This is a genomic window from Porphyromonas endodontalis ATCC 35406, assembly GCF_000174815.1.
Taxonomy (GTDB): domain Bacteria; phylum Bacteroidota; class Bacteroidia; order Bacteroidales; family Porphyromonadaceae; genus Porphyromonas; species Porphyromonas endodontalis.
The window spans coordinates 112933-136222 of record NZ_ACNN01000007.1 but is presented as its reverse complement, the minus strand read 5'-3'; the positions used below and the strand labels follow the sequence as shown (position 1 = coordinate 136222).

20 protein-coding genes and 1 pseudogene are annotated in these 23290 nt (G+C 52.0%); 6 read left to right on the top strand and 15 right to left on the bottom strand.

Annotated features, from left to right (window positions below; all coding sequences use genetic code 11):
- Position 1: 1 nt before the first annotated feature.
- The 15 genes and pseudogenes from POREN0001_RS02100 to POREN0001_RS09640 form a co-directional block, all read right to left on the bottom strand.
- Complete coding sequence (locus tag POREN0001_RS02100) at positions 2-931, bottom strand: magnesium transporter CorA family protein (RefSeq protein ID WP_004332494.1); 930 nt, start codon at positions 929-931, stop codon at positions 2-4.
- 424 nt (positions 932-1355) lie between these two features.
- The gene (locus tag POREN0001_RS02090; RefSeq protein WP_115321335.1) at positions 1356-1673 is read right to left on the bottom strand and encodes a DUF4248 domain-containing protein; all 318 of its coding nucleotides are present in this window, start codon (positions 1671-1673) and stop codon (positions 1356-1358) included.
- A 475-nt stretch (positions 1674-2148) separates the two neighbouring features.
- Complete coding sequence (locus tag POREN0001_RS02085; RefSeq protein WP_004332397.1) at positions 2149-2346, bottom strand: hypothetical protein; 198 nt, start codon at positions 2344-2346, stop codon at positions 2149-2151.
- Positions 2343-2789, bottom strand: a complete 447-nt coding sequence (locus tag POREN0001_RS02080; protein ID WP_004332605.1) for an N-acetylmuramoyl-L-alanine amidase — start codon at positions 2787-2789, stop codon at positions 2343-2345. Before POREN0001_RS02080 ends, POREN0001_RS02085 begins: the two co-directional genes overlap by 4 nt.
- 177 nt (positions 2790-2966) lie before the next feature.
- Positions 2967-3449 carry an HU family DNA-binding protein gene (locus POREN0001_RS02075; RefSeq protein ID WP_004332455.1) on the bottom strand — a complete coding sequence of 161 codons (483 nt, stop codon included), beginning with the start codon at positions 3447-3449 and terminating at the stop codon, positions 2967-2969.
- Between the two features lie 539 nt (positions 3450-3988).
- Positions 3989-6028 (bottom strand): fimbrillin family protein, encoded by a 2040-nt coding sequence (locus tag POREN0001_RS02070; protein ID WP_004332549.1) that lies wholly within the window; start codon positions 6026-6028, stop codon positions 3989-3991.
- 15 nt (positions 6029-6043) lie between these two features.
- The gene (locus POREN0001_RS02065; protein WP_040580108.1) at positions 6044-7036 is read right to left on the bottom strand and encodes a fimbrillin family protein; all 993 of its coding nucleotides are present in this window, start codon (positions 7034-7036) and stop codon (positions 6044-6046) included.
- A gap of 66 nt (positions 7037-7102) precedes the next feature.
- Complete coding sequence (locus tag POREN0001_RS02060; RefSeq protein WP_004332387.1) at positions 7103-7525, bottom strand: HU family DNA-binding protein; 423 nt, start codon at positions 7523-7525, stop codon at positions 7103-7105.
- A gap of 88 nt (positions 7526-7613) precedes the next feature.
- On the bottom strand, positions 7614-8474 hold the full coding sequence (locus POREN0001_RS02055) for a fimbrillin family protein (protein WP_004332613.1): 861 nt from the start codon (positions 8472-8474) through the stop codon (positions 7614-7616).
- A gap of 50 nt (positions 8475-8524) precedes the next feature.
- Positions 8525-9415, bottom strand: coding sequence for a fimbrillin family protein (locus POREN0001_RS02050; RefSeq protein ID WP_040580186.1), 891 nt, complete (start codon positions 9413-9415; stop codon positions 8525-8527).
- Between the two features lie 80 nt (positions 9416-9495).
- Entirely contained in the window at positions 9496-10410 is a 915-nt protein-coding gene (locus POREN0001_RS02045) for a FimB/Mfa2 family fimbrial subunit (protein ID WP_004332439.1), read from the bottom strand.
- A 3-nt stretch (positions 10411-10413) separates the two neighbouring features.
- Positions 10414-11661, bottom strand: a complete 1248-nt coding sequence (locus POREN0001_RS02040) for an OmpA family protein (protein WP_004332584.1) — start codon at positions 11659-11661, stop codon at positions 10414-10416.
- Between the two features lie 8 nt (positions 11662-11669).
- Complete coding sequence (locus POREN0001_RS02035; protein ID WP_052296669.1) at positions 11670-11966, bottom strand: hypothetical protein; 297 nt, start codon at positions 11964-11966, stop codon at positions 11670-11672.
- 160 nt (positions 11967-12126) lie between these two features.
- Positions 12127-13842, bottom strand: a complete 1716-nt coding sequence (locus POREN0001_RS02030; protein WP_004332532.1) for a helix-turn-helix domain-containing protein — start codon at positions 13840-13842, stop codon at positions 12127-12129.
- A 293-nt stretch (positions 13843-14135) separates the two neighbouring features.
- A pseudogene (locus POREN0001_RS09640) lies at positions 14136-14288 on the bottom strand (IS30 family transposase); the annotation flags it as partial.
- 526 nt (positions 14289-14814) lie between these two features.
- Here POREN0001_RS09640 and metK point away from each other — a divergent pair.
- The 6 genes from metK to leuS all read left to right on the top strand — a co-directional run bounded on the left by metK (position 14815) and on the right by leuS (position 23274).
- Positions 14815-16101, top strand: a complete 1287-nt coding sequence (gene metK / locus POREN0001_RS02025; RefSeq protein WP_004332580.1) for a methionine adenosyltransferase — start codon at positions 14815-14817, stop codon at positions 16099-16101.
- Between the two features lie 177 nt (positions 16102-16278).
- Entirely contained in the window at positions 16279-17406 is a 1128-nt protein-coding gene (tgt, locus tag POREN0001_RS02020) for a tRNA guanosine(34) transglycosylase Tgt (RefSeq protein WP_004332436.1), read from the top strand.
- Between the two features lie 125 nt (positions 17407-17531).
- Positions 17532-18161, top strand: coding sequence for a MarC family protein (locus POREN0001_RS02015; RefSeq protein ID WP_004332590.1), 630 nt, complete (start codon positions 17532-17534; stop codon positions 18159-18161).
- 127 nt (positions 18162-18288) lie between these two features.
- The gene (locus tag POREN0001_RS02010; protein ID WP_004332458.1) at positions 18289-19179 is read left to right on the top strand and encodes a protein kinase family protein; all 891 of its coding nucleotides are present in this window, start codon (positions 18289-18291) and stop codon (positions 19177-19179) included.
- Positions 19176-20324, top strand: coding sequence for a leucine-rich repeat protein (locus POREN0001_RS02005; protein ID WP_004332542.1), 1149 nt, complete (start codon positions 19176-19178; stop codon positions 20322-20324). Before POREN0001_RS02010 ends, POREN0001_RS02005 begins: the two co-directional genes overlap by 4 nt.
- A 169-nt stretch (positions 20325-20493) precedes the next feature.
- Positions 20494-23274 carry a leucine--tRNA ligase gene (gene leuS, locus POREN0001_RS02000; RefSeq protein WP_004332506.1) on the top strand — a complete coding sequence of 927 codons (2781 nt, stop codon included), beginning with the start codon at positions 20494-20496 and terminating at the stop codon, positions 23272-23274.
- The last annotated feature ends 16 nt before the right edge of the window (positions 23275-23290 follow it).

The window sequence follows — 23290 nt, the reverse complement described above, 5'->3', positions numbered from 1 at the left end:
CTTAAAACCATTTGATGCGTTTGAGCAGGAAGAATGCGCCTACCGAGATAACAACGGCAATAACTACCAACCCCCAAAATGCGATGGGAGAATGCTCCAGCCCGTTGGGCACGTTCATCCCGTATAGGCTGGCAATAAGGGTGGGGAGCATGAGTAGGATGGAAACACTGGTCATACGCTTCATGATCGTGTTCACATTGTTGGAGATAACGCTGGCAAAAGCATCCATCGTACCCGTTAGGATTTCGGCATGGATAGTCACGGTATTGTAGGCCTGCTTGAGCTCAATACTAACGTCTTCTGCAAGGTCTTCGTCGTATCCGATGCTGCGTCGGCTCCCCTGCAACTTGTTGATAACCGCTTCGTTGCCTCGGATGGAGGTGCTAAAGTATACGAGGCACTTTTGGAGCTTCATGAGCTGCAAAAGGTCCTCGTTGCGCACGCTGCTCTCGAGAGCCTCTTCCGCTTCCATGATAAGCGAACTTATCTGCTTGAGGTACTTTAGGAACCATACCGCCGAGCTGTGTACCAAGCGGAAAATGAAATCCGTCTCGCTCGTTACCACAATCTTTTTGCGCCGGTTATGCCCAATAAAATCGGGCATCAACTGCGTGCGATGGTAGCACACCGTTATCATAATGTGCCGCTCGGGGGAGTAAATAATACCTATGGGGATGGTGGTATAGGGCGTGGCAGAGTCGGCTGCCACGATGGGAATACGCACAATGGTTAGGTTCCAGCCCTCTTCTTCTTCCGTACGAGGACGCTCGTCGGCGTCGGCAATGTCGGCGATGAACGACTCGGGGATGCCCAGGTCGTTGGTCAAGAAGTCGAGGTCTTCTGTCGTGGGGCTTACCACTTTCATCCAGCAACCCTCGTGTAGGGTGTCGGTCTCAACAAAGCCTTTTTCGGGGTAAAAGTATCTACGCATAGTCTTTTTTTCGTGAGAAAGGAATGCACGTTTTTGTCGTAAAGTGCGTAGACGATAAGAATAAATGCCTCATTCTCCCCTTAGAGGGCAGGGCATTGGGCAGGCTCGGAGCCCTAATTATAGATTCATCTTTGGGGGAGAGAGCTTTTGTGGGGAGGCTTTCTCTTGGGATAGCCCTCCGTTCTCCTCCTATCTATAATGAGGCGAGCGTAATAGCATGATAGACGCTCTCTCGCCTTGTTGGGTCGCTGCACTTTATGCCTATGGGCGACTTATCGTCTGAAGTCTGCGGCGGTAACGAATCGTCTGTCATTGCTTTTTATTACTTCGAATCTCTTTTAATTTATGAGAGGAATACTCCGTCTGCAAAGGTAGCAATTTCTTGCCAATGAGAGAGACCTCCATGCCTCCTACAAAGGCGAATCTAACTATGCTCCAAACCGATAGGGGTTATGATCACTTTCATCTTGGAGCGATGAGTCACAATGAGCTGTACCAATACGGGGGATAGGCTGCGCATGTACGAGCGATACCCCTCTCGGGCAAGGGCTTCTTGCAGGTCGCGATGTCTTTTGATGTAGTTGCGCATATTGCGCACGGCATTTTGCTTGGGGTTGCTGGTAATGTTCCCTTCGATGCTAAACCATTTGAGGGCAACTTCTTGGGTGGCATAGGGGCGAGCTTCTAAGCTATAGCACAGCTCCTCTTGTGGGGTCGACTTCCTGATCTTCCAATTCATCATAAATAGATAATAAAATATATACACATACTCTTCTTTCTTTTCTCCCACTTTCTTAGCGTGGTGTGAGGGGAGAAGAGCGATAAATAAACTTCTCGTTGTGTTCTCTCCTCTCCGGGATATTCAGAAGGGGAGGGGAGAACTTTGGGTGGATGCACGCCTCTCTAGGGAGAGAGAACTACATCCCTTATATATAGAATCGGGTTTTACCCCTCCCTCGGAGAGCTTCCGGCTAGGTTACAGACTCGCCCAGGGAGGTAGAATTTGATCGGTAAATGCCTCCGCTCCTCGGGCTCTCTTTTGGGTAGGTAACCAAGGCAAAGGTAGCAATATTTGGGAGCTTTGTGCCTCCTCTTTTTTGTAAGTATATTATGCGAAGGAATTGGGGCGTCTCGAGAGATAGATAGAGACCCTCCTACACCCCGTATAGAGGGGGTCGGAGGGTCGTGTTGTGTATAAAGGGGAGGTTTGCTCCGCACTATTTAGGGTCTCGATTGCGCCATTTGTAATCCAAACCCATCAGAGCTCCGGCAAAGGTGCAGATCTCGCCAAAAGCTACCATTACGGTAGGAGAGATCTCCCCCTCGGGAGGTGCATAAAACGAACAGAAGAGCAGTACGATGCCGAGCAGGGTGGTGACGGCGGCATACCAAAGCTGGAAAGAGGGTCGATTCATAGCTGAGCATACGCCTCCTTCGCGTCGAAACAAGGGCATAACTTAGTCCACTCGTTGGGAGAAATCTTGCCATCTCTATTGAGGTCAGGGCTAAGATCTCGATGTCCCACGATGCGCGCTTGGGGGTAACATCTGCGCAGCATCCTAAGGAGTAGCACAAGGGCTCCTTTTTGCTCTAGGGTGCGCGTGTCGCTGGGGGTACCGTCGCTGAGCAATCCGCCTTCGTAGCATACCCCAATGCTTTTGCGGTTATAACCTCGGGCGTGTGCCCCCACTACGTTGAGGGGGCGGAGAGGAATGATAATACCATTCCTCGGAATGTAGAAATGATAACCGGCAGAGCGCATCCCTCGGGCTTGGTGATCGCGCTCCAACTGCTCCACCTTATAGGGGCGATTGATGCGCGTGGCAGAGCAATGCACTACAATATATTGTACATTCATATACGTGTTGTCGTTTTTAATGGAGTATAGTGTCCCCTCCTCGTAGAGTTTCTATGTTTTGTTACGAGAGGAGGGGATGAGAATAAAAGGTCGGGGGCAAAAGTGGAGTCCCTTTTCACGGGGAGGAGCCGACCTTTGCCCCCTCTTAGTTAGAGTTGACGAGAGTAAGGTTAGAGTTTATTCGTTCCCATCTCCACCGGTGGATGAACCGGTACCACTACCACTATTGGGAGGGGTCGTAGGCTTCCCTTTGCCCTCTGTGGATTTCCCCTTTTCGTCAGCAAGGGTAAAGCGGATACGGCGGCGTGCATCTTTGAGCAGCATACCGGGCAAGAAGTGCAGCGTGGGGGTGAGAATATTGTTGTGCGTAAACTCTTTGACGCTCTTGGCAGCCTTGCTACGCATATTGAAGCGGAGGCGCCCCAATTCTCCAATTTCGACGATATTGCCCTTGGCCAGCTCGTCGGCAATGAGGCGCGTGAGCGTGCTGATAACGCTGAGTACATCGCCTCGCGAGATGGAAGAAATCTGACCGATGAGCGAGATAAGATCTTCGAGACCCGTGGTAGCACGAGGTTCGGTTTGAGCGACAACAACTTCTTTGGGATTCGCTTTGTCGAAGTTAAGGGTTCGACGGACCACACGATAATTTACAGACATAACTTTTGTCGGAATAAATAGTTAATAAAATGTTTTTGCTCTCCTCGTGGAGGGGGGCGTGGGGGGGCGGAGTGTGGCGTAGTACTAAAGAATGCGTCTTTGATAGGGGTAAGCCGGCATTGTCTTCAAAGCTTCTTATCCTCTTCCTCTACTACACAAAATACAATGTAGATTAGGGGTAGAGTCTTCTGTAGTATGGCTCGTTGCTCTTATTCCCACTTGTGCTAGAGAGCGCCCTCTCTCTCGTGGATTGCATTGCAAAGGTAAAGCGAGATTTTGCGCTGTGCAATAGCCTCGCCCAAAATGTGCCGCGTTGTGCTGCGTTGTGTCGTTTTGTGCTGCGTTGTGCTTCTTTCTTGGGGGTTGATTGAACTCGACGACAATCTCCGTTTAACTCGAAAAGGGGGGCATCAAAACTAAAAAGGGCTCTCCGAAAAGTTGCATACAAAACCTAAGAAGAGCCGCATCAAGCTCTGTTTTGAGCAATGACGCGACTCTTCTTTGGGCCTCTCTCTCTGATGAGGTTCAAGTTGCAAATACTATTCCAAAATCGGATGAGTGGGCCCTACTTTGAATCGGGAGCTACAGGCATGAGCCGGTACTTTCTGATTGAAGGCCTCGATGGCGTCGTTCATTGCCTTTACCGTCTCCGAAGAGTTCAGGTCGCTATGCGTTTTCTTTCCGCAGTTTATCCCTGTATCGGCTATTCCCACAGAGGCCGGCAAATTGTCCGAAGCATCCGAAAGGGCAAAGACCCCATTGCCATACGGTTTCCTTTGGCTTACGCCGGGATTTCCGTCTTGTGGAAGAGTGCCGGCATTGAAACAACCGTAGAGTTCCGTATTCTTTTCGGACGGTGCTACGCACAATCCCGCTGATGCTCCTCCTGTATAAGTTGCGCCGTTCACCACCTTTATATCCCCGACATTATAGCAGGCTGTAAAAGTGCTTCGGACGTCGTTCGGTTTATTCGTATTAAACGCGGCCTCTCCCGTTATCCCTCCGGCTCGTCCGTCTCCACGTACAGAGAGTGTGCCGTAGTTGACACAGGCTATCATGAAAGAGGGCATATCGTACCCCGTCTGAAAAAGATCGCCCACACATCCGGCCACGCCTCCCGTAACCCTGTTTTCGTCGGAGAGGGAGAGCACCTCGGCATAGTTCGAGCATTTTATCATCGTCCCTCCGTAAAAATAGCCGATGACACCTCCCATATAGACGGCTCTCTTATCGGAGGATACAGTCCCTTTGACCGTACAGTTTTCTACGGTGCCTCCTATGCTGCTCCCGGCTATTCCTCCGATAGTCATAGCTGAACCGGTGTTGTTGTCGCAATTCCCTTTTATGTCGCACTCTACGGTGAGGTCTTTGACGGTGGAGTTCGGATATAGTATAGCGACAAGACCGGTATGCTGATAGGTGCCTTGTGTCATCTTCAATCCTTTAACTGTGTGATTGTTTCCATTGAGTTTGCCCTGGAATCCAACGGCCGCACCACTTGCATTGTCTTTCGTATATCCCAAGGGATACATTTCGTGCCCGCCGAAATCCAGGTCTGCGGTCAGATTGATAGTCAGTCCATTCGTAGGAATCGTTTTGTTGCCGACCTGCTCGCAAAGCCATAGCCACTCTTCCGGGCTCTTGACATTATAGGTCTTGCCGTCGGCATCGGGAGTTACGGGCGATGTAGTTACCCCATCCCATTTGGCTAGGTTGGCTTCTCCGCCCGGGATGACTGCGCTATCGGTCCAGTCGGATACCGTTACTTCGGTCATCTCGAGTTTCTCCTTGCCCACGGTGAGGTGGTAGGTGTAGCTCTTGCCGGTATCATACGTAATTCTCGACAGCTTGGCGGTCATCTTTTTGCCGTCTACTTCAAGGGAAATTGTATTGTTTATGGCATTACCGGGAACAAGTATCGTGTAGGTGCTGCCCGTCTTGCCCTCGCCCTTGGCATAGGGTATGTATGTCGCTTGAAGGAAGTTTGAGAAGTTGTTCTTGTTATGAAACCTGACGTTCTCCACCTTGGCATCGCCGGGAAATTCGGACTTGAAGCCGGCTATCTCGACAATGAGGCGTGCCGTCCTGCGATGCATCGTAAAGTGCAACGCCTCTTTCGTCTTTGCTTGGTTAAGCTCTACCGACATTAGGTCTGCTTTAGCGATGTTTGCTTCAGTACGCTGGTCTGTTGGATAAGCATATGCCCCCCCATTAACCACTGCCAAGCCCCATTCGGCGGGATAGTAGGCATCGAAACGCTCCATATCTCTTTCCCAAAGGAGGTATTTGCCGTCTTTGGGCGTCCAGACAGAGCCATCGAAACGATAGGTGGCATGCTGGCTACTGTTGGGAGTGCACACAAAGATTTCGTCGCCTACGTTGAACTTGCCCTGCTCCTCCTCTGTGCCCAACGGCATGGAACGGGTGGCGGCAAACGGGTTGCCGATACAGGCTGTAATCCGCACGGCATTTTCGGGCACTTGGTTCGCCCTGGGGGCTTCATCAAGTTTGTCGCTGCAGGCGGTCAGCCCCCCAAGGAGAGCCGCCGCTGCAAGCGTTATCATTACGTTGAGTTTCATTGCATCAAAAAGTTTTTACTCCGTCTCGATGTTGCTTGAGCCGCCGTCGGTCCACGGCTTAGCGGAGAAGCTGCCGACGATTACGACGTCCTTGCCCACGGAGAGGGTGAGGTTGTACTGCGTATCGGGTGCGAGGGTGACTTCGCCCGAGGACTTCCATGTATACGTTTTGTCTCCTATGACAATCTTCACCGTGAAGCCGTTGGAAGTGATGGTCTGCGGCATGAGGATGCATTCGTACTTCGCCACGGCACTCTTCGTTTTACCCTCGCCGGCGGCGTAAGCAGCCTCGAAGAGTTTAATGGGTTTCACCACGCTCTGCCCCTCCAGCACGTCGGTGATGAGCGTCCAGTCGGCTTCGGTCTTCGTGCCCTCCACGCTCACTGCGGTGATGGGGTTGGTGGCGGTACCGTTCAGGTTGAACTGCGTGCCGAGATTCACCGTGAGGTTGAGCTTAGCGAGGCGGTGCTTGAGCTCTACTTTTATCTTGCCTTGTGGGGTCAGGTCGGTGGCGCTGGTGGGGTCCACCTCGTGGTCCTTCATCACGAGGATGTCGCTTTTGTTCAGACTGTCGACATTGCTCTGGTCTTTTCTTACCTTAATATTCACGGGTATGCCGTCGGTGGTCTTCCAATAATCGTCGATCAGCGTGACGTCGGGGATGTATACGGCGGCTACGTTCACCTTTTGCGTCTTGTTCTGCCAGAGCATCGTCAGCTTTTGGGTGCCGTCGTTGTTGTAGCTCACCCAGTCGCTACCCTCTTTCTTCATGAGGGCGTTGTAAGAATAGCTGTCACTTACGGGGTTCTTTACACGAAGTTGGAACATCGTAAGGTTGCTGGTTTCCATCCCAGCACGGGTTTGTGGGCGAGTTACGTCGGTAGCCACGCGGATGACTCCGTCAGCAGGGAAATGATCGGTGGGGGCGACGAGGTTTTTGTCATGGCTGCATGCAGCAGCGGCAAGTGCGGCAACGGCAAGCATTGCCAGGTTCTTTATTGTCTTCATTATCTAGATTATTTTTTTGTTATTGAATTCGTATTGAGGAATGAAAATGTTTCTTTCGTCGGGGGTTCAACCCAACGGGTTCTCGGGTGTGGGCTCAGCCTCGCCGGGGCGTAGCACAACGCGCTGTATGCTCTTGGTCAGATTGCGCATCTCCATTTTGGGGAGAAACTGTATGCGTGGCGCTTTTAGCGTATCGGCGGTCACCTCTTTCTCCGTGGCCATGCGTTTGCCGGTCGAGACAACTCTGAACGAACCGAGGTCGGCGAGAGCTACCGACCGCCCGGCAAGTATCTCTTCGCGCACGATCTCGGCAAGGGCGGCGATGGCACTGCGTACATCGGCACGCGAGAGTGCCGTGGCCTTGATGATACGGTTTTCCACCTGATGGGAGGTAATCTTGTTTTGTACAATGGGGGATGCGTAGTAAACGGTCTTACCCTTGTTTTTGCCTACATAGACAACTCCTTTTTTTATTTGATGGATCAACATTTACTGCTTTTTTTGATGGGTTATATACTCATTCTGTTTTACTTATGCTTCGACCGAAGCCGTACTGTGAGTGCGACAGGTGGGTTCCTTAGTTCGCCTTGGCTTCTCCGCCCGGGATGACTGCGCTACCGGTCCAGTCGGATACCGTTACTTCGGTCGTCTCGAGTTTCTCCTTGCCCACGGTGAGGCGGTAGGTGTAGCTCAGGCCGCTATCATACGTAATTCCCGATAGCTTGGCGGTCATCGTTTTGCCGCCTACTTCAAGGGAAATCGTATTGTGCGCAGCATCACCGGGAACGAGCACCGTGTAGGTGCTGCCCGTCTTGCCCTCGCCCTTGGCATAGGGTATGTATGTTCTTAGAGGGGCACTTGCGTTTGCCTTGTTAAGGAACCTGACGTTCTCCACCTTGGCATCGCCGGGAAATTCGGACTTGAAGCCGGCTATCTCGACAATGAGGCGTGCCGTCTGGCGTTGCATCGTAAAGTGCAACGCCTCTTTCGTCTTTTCTTGGTTAAGCCCTACCGACATTACGTCTGCTTTAGCGATTTTTTCTGTACTGCTCTGGTCTGTTGGATGAACATATGGATTCTCGCCATATTCGGCGGGATACCGGGCATCGAAATTCTCCATATCTCTTTTCCAAAGGAGGTACTTGCCGTCTTTGGGCGTCCAGGCAGAGCCATCGAAACGATAGGTGGCACGCTGGTTGCTTCGAGTGCACACAACAAAGATTTCGTCGCCCACGTTGAACTTGCCCTGCTCCTCCTCCGTGCCTAGTGGCATGGAACGGGTGGCGGCAAACGGGTTGCCGATACTGACTGTAATCCGCACGGCATTTTCGGGCACTTGGTCTGCCCTGGGGGCTTTGTCGAGTTTGCCGTTGCAGGCGGTCAGCCCCCCGAGGAGAGCCACCGCTGCAAGCATTGAGATGAAAAAATGGTTCTTCATATTCCTTTTTTCTTTTTTGAAGTTGGTTTCTTAATCAGTGCTTACTATATTCAATCTACCGCTTCTCCGCCCGTGATGTCTTCGGCGGCTCCCCAGTCGTTGATGACCACTTGATCCAGCTCGATGCGGTTGCGCCCCACAATGAGTTTTACGGTCTGCTTCTTGCCCTTGACGAGGATGAGCGGTGTGGGATGGGTGTAGACGTAGCTCTTGCCATCGATGGTGATCGTGAACTTCTGCACCGCCTGCGGCAGGATAACGGAAGCGTATGCCTCGTTGGCCTTCTGCGTATGCAGATGGAACGGAGCGGAAGCCCCCTTGAGCGTAATCACCCCCTTGAGGTAATCGATGGTACCCTCGTTCTTAGCCTCAGTGCTTACCGAAGCCACGGTGGGTGTTTTGCTGAACTCGTTGCGGTAGGTCAGCTCTACAATAAGCTTAGACATCATGTGGTCGAAGCGGAGCGACACGGGGTTGTCGGTGGCTTTGAGCCCGGCTTTGCTCTCGCCCGTATTGACGGCCACAAGTAGGTCGCTCTCCATCTGTTTCTCTATATCTACCTTCACGGGGTCGGCTTTGAAGTCGGCAATGGCGCGTGCAGGGTAAACGGAGAGGAAGAAGTGGGGCGTGGACATGTTCGCCCATTTCATAAGGGGCGTAGGCAGCCACTTGCCGCCCTTCAGCTCGTTGAGGGAGTTGTTCACCACCAGGTTGGCAGTGGGTACCTCGTCGGCAGTACCTGTCCAGGCATAGACGCTGATTTTGTCGCCTTCGTCGAACCGGGAGGCATCGCCTGTGGTGGAGACGCGGGTCAGGTTGTCGATGGAGGTACTTACAGTGATGTACTCAGGCTCGGTCTCTGACTGCACCTGCTTGTTGTTGTGGCAGCTTACGAGCACAACGGCTGCCAGCACGGCAGCGAAAAGAGTCTTTTTCTTCATACTTGCTAATTTTATGTGATTGAATTTGAATAGTTTAGAGATAGGGGGGAAGGGGGCATTCATTTCGTCATTTGCCCCGTTTAGTCATCAGGGTTGAGTATTTCTCCAACTACGGTCCAACCCTCTTCCCAGTCGCTGATACGTGTGGGTTTGATGTGCATAAAGGGTTTGAGCTCGGAGTATTTCATCTTCAACGTATACTTGCCTGCCGGCTTCATGATCGGTGCCTCTGCAGCGCACTCGCGCAGGCTTCCGTCCGCCAGGCGGAACGTAAACCGGAGGTAGGCATATGCATCATGGCTCACCGTGGGCATCGGGCGAAGGGTCTCGGTCTTGATGAGTCCGTTTTGCTCGATGGCACTCTTGCCTTGGGCCGGCTGCTTGTTGTTAGAAGCTCTACCCCAAATGCCTTCGGCTCCTTTTTGCGAGGGCACAAGGGCATCGGCAGCATTGAGTACCATCGTTTCGAGCCTCGTGCCCCGGGGGGCGCCCTCCACCTCTACCGTAAGCTCCGAGAGGATGCGGCGCAGGCTGAGACCGATACGGCTATTCCTATCCCTCGGGAGGCTGATGTGCCCCACGGCATAGTGGGCGTGCTCGGCAGAGGTGGAAGCCTCCCGAAGTTTGAGCAACAGGGAGGAAAAGGTCTCGTCACCCTCCGCCCCGAAAGGCTCGATAAGGTTGGTCGTAGCCACCACGTCGTACTCCCCAACGGGAAGGGGATGAATGTCGAGGGCGACCGGAAACTTACTACCATACTGACGCTTAGCCACGAGTTTGCCACCGGCTTGGAATATCCATATCCTGACGTTTTTGATTTCGCGCCCGGCATCGGCAGGGTCTGCCCAGGAGAGAGCGGCAGAAAGCCCATAATCATCATGCTCTGTATCCTTGTGGCGGCAAGACGTGAGCGAGAGTGTGGCCAAAGTCAAAAGTGACATGACGGAGAGTGCTAGGAGTCTCCGAAGTGTGTAATAAAAGGGTGTTTGTTTCATTGTTTAATCCTCCTTTGCTGTTTCCGAACGGCGCGCTTTGGCAGCCTCCTTTTCGTTGAAGTCTCGGCCTCTGCCCACGGCCTTGATACGGGCGGCACTGATACCTCGGGAGGTCAGCCATGTTTTGAGGGCTTCGGCGCGCTTCTGAGACATCCGTAGGTTAACGGCAGCGTTGCCCACTGTGTCGCACCAGCCTATTATGATGATATTCAGCTTCGGATTCTCTTGTAGTAAGCGCAGTGTCTGTTGCATTTTCACCTCCTCTTCGCTCGAGATCGTTGCACTGTTGAAGGCGAAGTAGACGGTGGGGAAGTCGATGGCTGCCGCACTCTCTACGGGGGCGATACTTACTTCGGGAGAGGGGGGAGCCGTTGTCGTTGATTGATCCAGCGGTTCGGTCTTCTTTGTTGCTTCCGGTTCGTTGTCCACTTTCCGTGCCGCATGTTCGTAATGCGCGTCCCCCTCGGGCATGCCGGGCTCGATGGGCTCCAATGCCTCCGTTCTCTTCCTTTGCTTACCGAAAGCATACGTGAGCTTCAGACCGCCTTCGCAGAGCCGGTTGGTTTTGTAGCTCTGCTCGGGGATGCGGTCGAAGCGTTTGCCAAGAAGCTGTGTGAAACCGCCGTAGATGCCGAGCTCGCAATGTTCGGAAACCCGATACCCGATTTGCGCCTCGCCACCCCATCCGGCATGCCATTGCGCCTCAAGCCCCATAACGCTCTTGTCGTTGGCAATCGTCACGAAACGAGCCTTCGTACGCACAAGCGAGACAAGGGGGGAGACCTCCATGCGCCAGCGGCAATTGCCGGAATGGAAGAATCCCAATAAGTTGATATTGCCCTGCAGACTAAAACTCTGGGCGTCAACGCGACTTTTGAGGTCGTTGTAGTTCCAACCCTCGAAGTCGATGACGGGGGCATGGTAGCGCACGAGGTCTCTGCCTAGCCAATAGTTAGCGTCGACATCGCCCTTGCGGACGCCGAGCGTGACTTCTTCCCACTTCAATACGCCCTCAAGAGAGAGTACAGAATTAAATCGGTAACCGCCGAAAAGGCCTGCACTCCACCCGGCTCGAAACTTATCGGCAGCGGCCGAAACAAATGTAGACGACCCTGCCGACACTCCTCCGCGAAGCCCGGTGTACCACCCTAGATCCGCGGTGCGCCCCTCCGGAGCCGGCTGTGCATGGGTGGGGAGGAGAATTATCCCTCCAAGCAGTATCGCCAACAACACAATTCTTTTATAATTCATATCTTGATTTAATTTAGAATATTCGCTTCTCGGTATTTAGATGTAGATAAGAGTTTGTCGCAACGTCGCTTTGTCTCCTCCCGATGGCTTCGCATGAATCTCCTAATCGTCACTGGCGAGAGATCCTCAAGCAGGTGTTTGTGTGCTAGAGCATCGAAAGGAATGGAAAAGGAGCGGAGATAGGAAAGGGTCGCTCCTCGCATGGAAAGCTCAAAGAACGTCTTATCCATCTCGGTAGAGAACCCAATGGTTATTCCGCTCTCGCTATCCTCCGTTATGTATACCCAATACATTCCCGTCTTCATCCTTCTTTTCGTTTTGATGACGGTACAAAATTAAAAAAGAGGGATTTTGGGGATGTGCCATATTTGGAAAAAAGCGTCTCATATTTGCAAGAGACTCTAAATCAGATAGGTATAAATGAGGAAAAAGTTGCCATCTCGGCTCTTTTTCCCCCTTTGAGGGTTACTTCCCTATCTTCTTTTCTTTGGAGATGACCTTGTATTCCGAGGGCGACATGCCGTAGCAAGCTCGGAAGCAACGGTTGAAGGTGGAGCGAGAGTTGAAGCCCGATTGGTATTCCACCTCGTTGATGTTTAGGGTGGGATTTTCTGTCAGTAGAGAGGCGGCACGGCGCAGACGGTAGCTGTTGATAAACTCATTGATGGTGGCGCCGTCGGCATATTTGTGCACGGCATCGGCGAGGTAAACGGAGTTTGTGCTGAGCCGTTCGACCAAAATATCTCGGTTCAGGGTCGTGTCTTTGTAGAGCTCTTCGGTCTGCATCAGTTCGCACAATTGGCGGTAGAGCTTGCTTTTATGGTCGAGTTGTTCTTCGGGAGTGGTTCTCGCCGCCTCCTCCGCTTTGTCTTGCGTACGTTGGGCTTGTAGGATAGAGTCGTACAAAGCTCGGTTCTTACGACGCAGCCTGCGCGTATATATAATGTATAGGACAAAAGCAAGCAACAGCAGCAGCCCGATAACGAGAGAGAGGTAGAAACGTGTGGTGATGACTTCGTTGCGTAGCGTGAGCTTATCTACCTCGAAGATGGTCTGCAGCTCGTCAAGCTGATTGGCAAGTTCCGTGGTGCGCACTCTATCCTTGTGGGGAAGGATCTCATGGTAGAGTTCGGCAGCCTCTTTATACCGCCCGGCTTTTAAGAGGAAATCTGCCTGCTGGGTCTGTACGGAGAGTAGACTCACGGAGTCGCCCGAGGCGGCAATGATTTCTATGTTCTTATGGTTGCAGGCTATTGCTTTGTCATATTGTTTCATCGCCGCATAGTAGCGTGCCTGCACTTGCAGGAGCTTGAACTGTGCAACAGCTTTGCGTCCCTCGGCGTATATCTCTGCTTGCTTCAGTAGTTCGCCAGCCTTTGTATAATCTGCCGTCTCTATCTCGGCAACGGCGGCAGCCAGCGTGCAGTAGAGGTAACGCCCATTTAGCGACTGGGTATACCCCTTGCGCAGTGACTCCTCCCGATATTTGTCGAGGACGGATTTCCATTCCTCGACTATTCTTCGCAATCTGTCGTACTCTCCCAATTCGTCGAGGATTTCGCTTAAAGCATTGTAAGCGGAGAGCAGTTGCGAGATGTCTTCTTCCTTAGAGAGAGCGGCAATGCTTTCCGTTAAGGATTTTTCCGCCTCACGAAAGCGTCCCATCGTTTGGTAGATGCAGCCTATATCGTATGAGGAAACGCCCAGTCCGTAGTTGCTATTCTCAGCGCGTGCATCAGCATACATCTTCCGTGCCTCGAGCAAAGCGGTCTGTAGTTTTTCCTCATAAATATACCTCTCTACCAAGACGCTCCACGCATTGTAGTAATAGTCCCAGGTCTTGTTTTTCTTCAGAGACTTGAGCGACGCCGGTAGATAGAAGAGGATGCTGTCTAGGTTGTCGTAATTGTAGTAGCAATAGAGCTGTCTCACACGTGCCATCCCTTCGGCTTTCGCGTCCTTTTGTTTCAGAGCCTCCGCAAGAAATTCGCGGATACAGCGCAACTCATACTGCATATCGTCTTGGGTGGCTGCTAACTGGCAAAGGTTGCTGTGCGCCTGCAAGAGATCTTGCCCCTCAAGGTGTCTCATTTCCTGACGTATGGAGTCGGCAAGACTAATGGCATGTACACTCCCTATCGAAAGCGTAAGGATAAACAGGATGGATGCAATTCTTTTCATCAGTATTTAATGTGAACTTGATGGGGTGTAATGTGAACTTTACGGGGTGTAACTATTTATAAATCTGTCAATTGACCAAGAGTGCTGTATCTTTATACTGCTCGAATACTAAAATTTACCGACGATAATTACTATGATTACCGAGTACAAAATTACGGAAAATATCTGCCATTACCATCATCAACGCCAATTATACGGAGGATGCAGATTCCAGTATCAAGTGCAACGGTGTGACAAAAGTAATGCTAAGACTTCATTCGGGGATTTAAAGTCCAAACTTGCAGATTCCAGTATCAAGTGCAACGGTGTGACAAAAGTAATGCTAGTACTTCATTCGGAGATTTAAAGTCCAAACTTTTCCTAGACCTGTTGTTTAGCAGCATCCTGATATTCCGTATTTGTTTGTCATTGATGTCTTTGAATGAAGTCCCTTTGGAAATGTTTTGGATTCTTTTTGTGCCACATTCAGTCCTATTGGGATGTGCAGGAAGTGTCCCTTTTTATGGGTATTGCAGGGTAAGAGATTAGTCACTAACTTTGCATCGACGACATCAGAAAAGACGTTGGTCTGTGGACGGATTTGCGGAGCTTGCAACCACAAGAAAAAATGCTAAACCTTTTCCACCCCTCGCGTGACAAAGGCTATGCTACGCTGCTCTTCGCCTCTTTCTCAAAAAAAGAGAAATTGCGAACTAGGGGTTTCCCAAAAAGAGGGAACAAATAGACAACACTGAGCAGCATCTTTGGACAACTCCCAAGTAAAACCGATGCTGAGAGGGCAATTTATTATATCCCTTCTCACTCTCCACAGTAAGACGTGGGGAGTTTTTTGTTGCCCGAGTGAGAGCCTAACCTCTACCTTGTGCAACCAAAAATCCGTGAGGAAGCAAAGCGTTGCGTGCCCCCTTTCCAACAAAATCGGGTGTCTGTCCTTGCGAAACAATCAATATTAGACTAATCAAAAAAGAAAGTATGAGTTACCTCTTTACATCCGAATCCGTATCGGAAGGTCACCCCGACAAAGTCTGTGACCAAATTGCCGACGCCATAGTAGATAGCCTTATTGCTGCCGATGCTCAGTCCAAAGTTGCCTGCGAAGTGCTTGCCACTCGTGGACAAGTGGTACTCGCAGGGGAAGTGCGCAGCCAAGGATATGTAGATATTGATGCCACCGTGCGCCGTGTGGTAGAAGGTATTGGGTACAACCAAGCTGCCTATGGATTTGACGCCCATAGCTGTGGTATCCTCTCGGCAATACACGACCAAAGCCCCGACATCAACCGAGGGGTAGAGCGCGAAGCCCCCGAAGAACAAGGTGCAGGAGACCAAGGACTTATGTTTGGGTATGCAACACGCGAAACCCCCAACTACATGCCTCTAGCCATTGACTTGGCTCATAGTCTGCTGCTCGAGCTGGCACACATCCGCAAGCACGAACCCTCATTGATGCCCTACCTCCGCCCCGATGCCAAAAGCCAAATCACCATTGAGTATAGCGACGATCACCGTCCCTTGCGTATTGATACCATTGTGCTTTCGACTCAGCACGACGAGTTCATCACCCCGGAGAAGGGGCAAAGCCAAGACGATGCGGATAGATCCATGCGCCAACGAATCGAAGATGATGTACGTTCGCTGCTGATTCCTCGCCTTGTGGCTCGCTACGATGCCTCGATTCAAGCCCTATTCAAAGGCGACTACAAACTCTTTGTAAACCCCACAGGCAAATTTGTTATAGGTGGACCCTCGGGTGATACAGGTGTGACCGGTCGCAAGATTATTGTGGATACCTATGGTGGTAAATGCAGTCATGGTGGGGGAGCCTTCTCGGGCAAAGACCCCTCAAAAGTAGACCGCTCGGCCGCCTATGCTGCACGACACATTGCCAAAAATATGGTGGCTGCCGGTGTAGCCGATGAGATGAAGGTGCAGCTTGCCTACGCCATCGGGGTAGCCCAACCCATCAGCATTTTTGTTGAGACGCTGGGTACCAGCCACGTAGCTATGAGCGACGGAGAGATTGCCCGCAAGATTGGGGAGATCTTCGACCTTCGCCCCTATGCCATAGAGCAACGCCTCGGCTTGCGCAAGCCCATCTACCAGGAGACTGCAGCTTATGGGCACTTTGGTCGTATGCCCCAGCGTGTAACCAAGCGTTTTGAATACTTCCACCGCCCCGCAGAGGAGGTAGAGGTAGAACTCTTCACGTGGGAGAGACTCGACTATGTAGACCGTATCAAGGCGGCCTTTGCCCTCTAAAAGGCATCCGATCCCTTTGCATCACCCACTCCTCGGGCCCGCCCCTGGAGTGGGTTTTGTTTATCCACACCTTCCCCCATACTACAGAAAAAGCGCTCATACTCGTAGGCGAAAAGGCGGTATACACAAGCCTCGCCCTAGAGAGGAGTGCCTATCTTTTTGTACTTTTGCGGCAGAATGAAATACGAAGTACTACGCAACGATCCCAAGAGTGCGGCTCGATTGGGGAGGATTACGACCGACCACGGAGTTATCGAGACTCCTATTTTTATGCCGGTAGGTACGGCAGGAGCTGTCAAAGCCCTCACCATGGAACAGATGGAAACAACGGGCGCACAGATTATCTTGGGCAATACCTATCACCTCTACCTCCGCCCGGGGCTGGAGGTACTGCGTAGCGCAGGCGGGTTGCATAAGTTCGGCACTTGGCAAAAACCGATCCTCACGGATAGCGGAGGATTCCAAGTGTTTTCGCTAGCCCACCGCCGCAAAATCACAGAAGAAGGGGTAACATTTGCGTCCCATATTGACGGCTCCAAGCACCTATTCTCCCCCGAGAGGGTGATGGATATAGAGCGCACCATCGGGGCGGATATTATCATGGCTTTTGACGAGTGTTGCCCCGGGGATGCCCCCTACGAGTACGCACGTCAGTCGCTCGACATTACCGAGCGTTGGCTGGAGCGTTGCCGTAAACGACTCGCCGAGACTGAGCCACTCTATGGGTACCAACAGTCTCTTTTCCCCATCGTACAGGGATGCGTTTACCCCGACCTTAGACGTAGAGCAGCCGAAAACATTACGGCTCTAGGGGCGGATGGGAATGCCATCGGAGGACTTGCCGTGGGCGAACCGACCGAGAAGATGTACGAGATGATCGAACTCACCAATTCCATTTTACCTCTTGACAAGCCTCGCTATCTGATGGGCGTAGGCACTCCTGCCAATCTCTTGGAGGGAATTGAGCGCGGGGTGGATATGTTCGATTGCATTATGCCTACACGCAATGGGCGCAACGGGATGCTCTTTACACGGCATGGCACCATCAATATAAAGAATGCCAAGTGGCGCAAATGCTTCGAGCCGATCGACCACGGAGGGGCACACCCCATGGATGAGCGTTACACGCTTGCCTACCTGCACCACCTCTTCAAGGCTGAGGAGCTAACAGGGCTAACCCTCGCATCGCTCCACAATGTAGCCTTCTATCTATGGCTCGTGGGCGAGGCGCGCAAAGCTCTCGAAGAGGATCGATTCACGGAGTGGAAAGCCGGGATCTTACCCGAGCTCACTCGCAGGCTCTAGAAGAGAGAGCCCCTCCGCTCTAGGGGGACAGCAGATTTTGGGAATTCGCTTCGCCAATTGGGGATAAGTAGGGAGATCGCCAGAGAGTATATATGGTGGGGCTTAATATAAAATAGTAGATTAGTATGTGGGATAAAATCTTAGCCGACTTATCGGCATTCAATTTTGGGGAGGCAGGTCGTGCCTTTATGACTCTTTTTATTGCAGTAGACATAGTGGGAGCCATCCCTGTTGTGCTTAGCCTCAAAGACAAGGGGCAGAAGATAAGCCCCTCCACCGTTACGCTCTGGTCGTGGGTAATGTTGCTCGCTTTCCTCTTTATCGGGGAGCCTATGCTCAATATTTTTGGGGTAGATACACAGAGTTTTGCCGTAGCAGGGTCTATCGTGCTCTTTGTGCTGGCCGTGGAGATGCTCTTTGGTGTACAAGTATTCAAAGACGATGGGCCTAATGGGAATGCCAACATCGTACCCCTCGTATTCCCCTTGTTTGCAGGAGCCGCCTCCTTTACCGCTTTGCTCACCTTGGTAGCTCAGGGGGTTGCTTACTCCAATATATTTGTAGCCGTGCTGGCTGTCTCGGCTCTCATTTTCTTGATGCTCAAGTTTGTAGATCCGCTCGAACGCTGGCTCGGCAAGGGCGGGATCTTCGTTCTTCGTAAGTTCTTCGGGGTCATCCTACTTGCCGTCTCCATCAAATTCTTCATTGATAACTTGATGAAGGTTATCGATATGCTGCACACCACTCAGCCCTAAGACGGAGAATACTTATTACGTTAGTAGAAAAAGCTAATGAGGAATTTGTGAAAAGCTAATTAGTAATTTCGCAAAAGCTCATTAGCTTTTTTCTTCTCCCAAGGGAGTCCAAAAACAAAAGGCAAAGATGTTCCCCTCTATCTCAGAATATACCTCGGCATTGCGCCACGCAGAGAGTGGTACGTTCCGAAGCCTGCGCCTTGCGCTCTCGCTTGATGATGAGGGGGAGCCCATCTACTCCCGGGGGAGCTACTCTGTCGTATTTAAGGCGCATAGCGAGGGGAACGAACGCGAAGAATGGGCCGTCAAATGCTACGTAGCCGAACAAGAGCGGCGTATCCCCAGCTGCCGAGCCATCGCACAACAGCTCAATAGTATTACCTCCCCCTACCTCCTCCCCATGCGATTATGCGAAGAGGAGTTGCGGATTGGCCATACGTACTATCCACTAGTGCTACTACCTTGGGTGGAGGGGAAAAGCCTCGTTCGTGAGGTCGATTACTACCTCCACAACCCCGAGCGACTGCGACAACTATCCCAAGACTTTGGGCATTTTGCCTACTGGCTCCGTAGCCAACCCTTTGCACACGGCGACCTCAAGAGCGACAATCTGCGTATTCGCCCCGATGGCTCCATCGTGCTTCTCGACTACGATGGCATCTATCTGCCCTCTATGCAAGGTGAGCTACCACGAGAGGAGGGCAATCCCGATTATACACATCCTCTCTGCTCCCCAAGCGACTTTAATCTACACGCCAGCGACTTTGCTTTAGCCGTGATCGCCCTCTCGCTGCGGGCCCTAGCCCTAGCTCCCGAGCTTTTCTCACACTTTGGTGGTAAGGAACGGCTCCTACTCTCCGCTTGGGACTTCCATCACCCAGAGCAATCCCCGGCCCTCAAGGCCCTCAAGAGTCTCCCCCAAGATGCCTATCTAGCTCGGCTGCTGGACCTATTCTACCAGGCTCTAGAGAGGAAAAACCTAGCACACCTCCCACCTCAACAATTCCTACCTCTATGAAACGACACCCTCTTACTTTCGCCCTCGCCCTACTCGCATTCCTCCTCCCCCTTAGGGCACAAGACCTCCCCTCCATACCTCCTGAGGAATACTCTCTAAGCCCCGACGGACGTACCCTGCTGCATTGGAAAGGACAAGAAGCCTACCTCAATATGGCGATAGATCCCGTACTAAAATGGATTGATACCATTGCTCCCCAAGCTACGTACTACGTCGATTCTTTGGGGCAAGTCGCAGGTCAACCCTTTCTGCAAGAACTGATTCTCCCTTTCCCCCTCCAGCACATTTCTTCCCGAGCTTTCTACTGCCCCTACCTACGCCATGTACTCCTCAACAAAGGGCTTAGAAGTATGGAGCAATGGGCTTTTGTGGATGGGGCTTTCTCGGAGATTCGCCTACCGGCCACACTCCAGTACTACGAAGAGGGCGCCATCATGGGGCGTTATCTAGAAACCATAGAGGTAGAGGAAGGGTCGCCCTACCTTGCCGTACAACAAGGGTGCCTTGTGGATCTCACAAACCGCACGCTGCTACTCTACCCCACGGGGAGCCTCTATGCTCGCCCCCTCCTGCCCGAAGAGATAGTCCGCATCGGGCGATTCGCCTTTGCCATGAGCCCCTATGTAGCCCATCTAGAGATACCCGAAGGGGTTACGAGTATCGGGCAAGAGGCCTTTCGGGCGTGTGGCTCCCTCACCACCCTCGATCTCCCGACTACGCTCTCCCAAATGGAAGGGATTCCTTGGCTCGACTCCCCCCTCGACACCCTCATTATCCGCAGTGCATTCCCGCCCGAAATCATGGGCTCAACCTCCTCTTACCGCGGAGACCCTCTCTATCTCTATGTCCCCGAAGAGTCCATCGCACTCTACGCTCAATCCCCCTTTTGGCAGAAGATAGTGCGCCAAATAGAGTCTATCAATGCATTGGAAGAGCAAGCACAGATACTGGAGAATGAGGAGCGACCCTACCGACTTGTGGGCAATACCCTGATGCTCTCCCTGCCTCAAGGGGCTACAACGGCTCGGCTCTACGATCACGAGGGCAACCTAATTACGCAATGGACCTCTAGCGGTAGTTACACCCTCTCTCCCGGGATATACCTACTGCGCGTAGGCAGAGCCTACTACAAACTCTCCCTCTAGAGACTGCCCTGCCCTCCCCAAAGCAAGCAGAGAACCTAGCCATTGCCATCTCAATACGGGAGAGAAATTGGCAAGCCCCAAAGGCTATGATTCGCCGAGAGAGTAGCCACACCTCCATTGCAGAGAATCCATTTGTTTATAGTAATTTTGCGGTCAAATTGAGATAGCTATGGAGTATAATTTCTCGGAAATAGAGGCTCAGGTGCAAGCCTTTTGGCGTGAGCATGATGTTTATAAGGTAACCGAAAACCCCAATCGCCCTCCCTTCTACGTTCTTGACATGTTTCCCTATCCCTCGGGGGCTGGGCTGCATGTGGGGCATCCATTGGGCTATATTGCGTCAGACATATTCTCCCGATATAAGAGATCGAAAGGCTTTTCGGTGCTACACCCTATGGGTTATGATGCCTTTGGGTTGCCTGCTGAGCAGTATGCCATCCAAACAGGGCAACATCCCGAAGTTACCACCGAGATAAATATCAAACGCTACCGAGAGCAACTCGAGAAGATCGGCTTCAGTTACGATTGGAGCCGCGAGGTACGCACAAGCGACCCGGCCTACTACAAATGGACGCAATGGGTCTTTGCACGCCTTTTTGAGAGTTATTACGATACGAAGAGCAACTCGGCTCGCCCTATTGAGTCGCTCGTTGCCCACTTCGAGGAACACGGATCCGAAGGGATTCATGCCTATACCCATACGCCTTGCAGCTTCTCTCGCGAAGAGTGGCTCGCCTATACCCCCCAAGAGAAAAGCGATGTGCTCATGAACTACCGCCTTGCCTACCTAGGCGAGTCTGTAGTGAACTGGTGTGCAGAGCTGGGCACCGTGCTTGCCAACGACGAGGTAAGCGAAGGGGTGAGCATCCGAGGAGGGCACCCCGTAGAGCAACGCAAGATGAAGCAATGGTGCCTACGTGTCTCTGCCTATGCCGAGCGACTTCTCACTTCTCTGGAGACCCTAGAATGGACCGATGCCCTCAAAGAGATGCAACGGAATTGGATTGGGCGGTCAGAAGGTGCCGAGGTAGACTTCGAGGTAGAGGGCACCCATACTCGCTTTACGGTTTTCACCACTCGCCCTGATACCATCTACGGAGTTTCGTTTATGGTACTTGCGCCCGAAAGCGATTTGGTAAGGGAGATTACCACCCCCGAACAAAAAGCCGCCGTAGAAGAATATCTCGCTGCCACCAAACGCAAAACAGAGCGTGAACGCATTGCCGATCGGCGTGTAACGGGGGTATTCTCCGGAGCTTATGCTCGCAATCCTCTCACGGGTGCAGTTATCCCCATTTGGATCAGCGACTATGTACTCGCCGGCTATGGTACGGGGGCTATTATGGCGGTACCTGCCCACGATACGCGCGACTTCGCTTTCGCTCGTCACTTCGGGCTCCCCATTACTCAGGTGGTGCTCCCCAATGGAGAAGAGCCTTCTGAGACAGACTCGTGGGAAGATGCCAAGGCTAGCAAAGAGGGAACTCTTATCAATAGCGGCATACTAAACGGCTTGTCCGTCGCCGATGCCATCAAGACCATGAACAGCCACATCGAAAAAGAGGGGCTGGGCAAAGTCAAAGTAAACTACCGCTTACGCGATGCTATCTTTAGCCGCCAACGCTACTGGGGAGAGCCTTTCCCCATCTATTATAAGGAGGGAATCCCAACCCTTGTTGCCGACGATCAGCTCCCCCTCAAGCTCCCCGAGGTAGATGCCTTCCTCCCCACCGAGACAGGCGAGCCCCCTCTAGGACGTGCAGCCAACTGGCATACACCCGAGGGATACCCCTACGAACTCAGCACAATGCCGGGCTTCGCAGGGAGTAGTGCCTACTACCTCCGCTATATGGATCCCCACAACGATCATGCCCTCGTGGGCGAAGAAGCCAATCGCTATTGGCGTCACGTTGATCTCTATATAGGCGGTACCGAGCACGCCACAGGGCATTTGATCTACAGCCGATTCTGGAATAAATTCCTCTTCGACCTAGGCGTTGTGTGCGAAGACGAACCTTTCCGCAAACTGGTGAATCAGGGGATGATACAAGGGCGTTCCAACTTCGTGTATCGCATCAAAAACAGCAACACGTTTGTCTCTCTAGGCAAGAAAGATGAGTACGACACCACAGAAATACATGTGGATGTAAACATCGTACACAACGACAAACTAGACCTAGAAGCCTTCCGTGCATGGCGCCCCGAATACAACACCGCCGAGTTCATCACCGAAGAAGATGGTAGCTACCAATGTGGCTGGGCCGTAGAGAAGATGAGTAAGTCGATGTACAACGTGGTTAACCCCGACGACATCATCGCATCCTACGGGGCAGATACCCTCCGTCTCTACGAAATGTTCCTAGGGCCACTTGAGCAGAGCAAACCTTGGGATACCAAGGGGATTGATGGGGTGCACCGCTTCCTCAAAAAACTCTTCGGACTGTTCTATAAGGGAGAAGACTTGGCCGTAACGGACACGGCTCCTACCCCCGAAGAACTCAAATCTCTACACAAACTTATCCGCAAGGTTGGGCAAGACATCGAACAATTCTCGTTCAATACCTCTGTCTCTGCCTTTATGATTTGTGTAGGAGACCTACAGCACCTCAAGACCTCCTCACGCGCCATCCTCGAGCCTCTACTCGTTGTGCTTAGTCCCTTTGCACCGCACATCACCGAGTATCTCTACCGAGCACTCGGGAACTCAGGCTCTATCGTAGATGCAGAGTGGCCTCAATTTGAAGAAAAATATTTGGTAGAGAGCGTCACAAAGTACCCGGTAAGCTTTAACGGCAAAGTTCGTTTCACCCTCGAGATAGCAGCCTCTGCAACACCCCAAGAGGTAGAGAGTGCCGCCCTCAGTGCCCCGGAAGCCGCCAAATGGCTCGAAGGGAAACAACCCAAAAAGGTGATTGTGGTACCTGGACGCATCGTAAATATAGTACTCTAAAGAACGAAATTAAAAA

Excerpts from the sequence above, each read along its gene's own strand:
- POREN0001_RS02100 (WP_004332494.1), bottom strand. The coding sequence starts at position 931 with ATGCGTAGATACTTTTACCCCGAAAAAGGCTTTGTTGAGACCGACACC.
- POREN0001_RS02090 (WP_115321335.1), bottom strand. The coding sequence starts at position 1,673 with ATGATGAATTGGAAGATCAGGAAGTCGACCCCACAAGAGGAGCTGTGC.
- POREN0001_RS02085 (WP_004332397.1), bottom strand. The coding sequence starts at position 2,346 with ATGAATCGACCCTCTTTCCAGCTTTGGTATGCCGCCGTCACCACCCTG.
- POREN0001_RS02080 (WP_004332605.1), bottom strand. The coding sequence starts at position 2,789 with ATGAATGTACAATATATTGTAGTGCATTGCTCTGCCACGCGCATCAAT.
- POREN0001_RS02075 (WP_004332455.1), bottom strand. The coding sequence starts at position 3,449 with ATGTCTGTAAATTATCGTGTGGTCCGTCGAACCCTTAACTTCGACAAA.
- POREN0001_RS02070 (WP_004332549.1), bottom strand. The coding sequence starts at position 6,028 with ATGAAACTCAACGTAATGATAACGCTTGCAGCGGCGGCTCTCCTTGGG.
- POREN0001_RS02065 (WP_040580108.1), bottom strand. The coding sequence starts at position 7,036 with ATGAAGACAATAAAGAACCTGGCAATGCTTGCCGTTGCCGCACTTGCC.
- POREN0001_RS02060 (WP_004332387.1), bottom strand. The coding sequence starts at position 7,525 with ATGTTGATCCATCAAATAAAAAAAGGAGTTGTCTATGTAGGCAAAAAC.
- POREN0001_RS02055 (WP_004332613.1), bottom strand. The coding sequence starts at position 8,474 with ATGAAGAACCATTTTTTCATCTCAATGCTTGCAGCGGTGGCTCTCCTC.
- POREN0001_RS02050 (WP_040580186.1), bottom strand. The coding sequence starts at position 9,415 with ATGAAGAAAAAGACTCTTTTCGCTGCCGTGCTGGCAGCCGTTGTGCTC.
- POREN0001_RS02045 (WP_004332439.1), bottom strand. The coding sequence starts at position 10,410 with ATGAAACAAACACCCTTTTATTACACACTTCGGAGACTCCTAGCACTC.
- POREN0001_RS02040 (WP_004332584.1), bottom strand. The coding sequence starts at position 11,661 with ATGAATTATAAAAGAATTGTGTTGTTGGCGATACTGCTTGGAGGGATA.
- POREN0001_RS02035 (WP_052296669.1), bottom strand. The coding sequence starts at position 11,966 with ATGAAGACGGGAATGTATTGGGTATACATAACGGAGGATAGCGAGAGC.
- POREN0001_RS02030 (WP_004332532.1), bottom strand. The coding sequence starts at position 13,842 with ATGAAAAGAATTGCATCCATCCTGTTTATCCTTACGCTTTCGATAGGG.
- metK (WP_004332580.1), top strand. The coding sequence starts at position 14,815 with ATGAGTTACCTCTTTACATCCGAATCCGTATCGGAAGGTCACCCCGAC.
- tgt (WP_004332436.1), top strand. The coding sequence starts at position 16,279 with ATGAAATACGAAGTACTACGCAACGATCCCAAGAGTGCGGCTCGATTG.
- POREN0001_RS02015 (WP_004332590.1), top strand. The coding sequence starts at position 17,532 with ATGTGGGATAAAATCTTAGCCGACTTATCGGCATTCAATTTTGGGGAG.
- POREN0001_RS02010 (WP_004332458.1), top strand. The coding sequence starts at position 18,289 with ATGTTCCCCTCTATCTCAGAATATACCTCGGCATTGCGCCACGCAGAG.
- POREN0001_RS02005 (WP_004332542.1), top strand. The coding sequence starts at position 19,176 with ATGAAACGACACCCTCTTACTTTCGCCCTCGCCCTACTCGCATTCCTC.
- leuS (WP_004332506.1), top strand. The coding sequence starts at position 20,494 with ATGGAGTATAATTTCTCGGAAATAGAGGCTCAGGTGCAAGCCTTTTGG.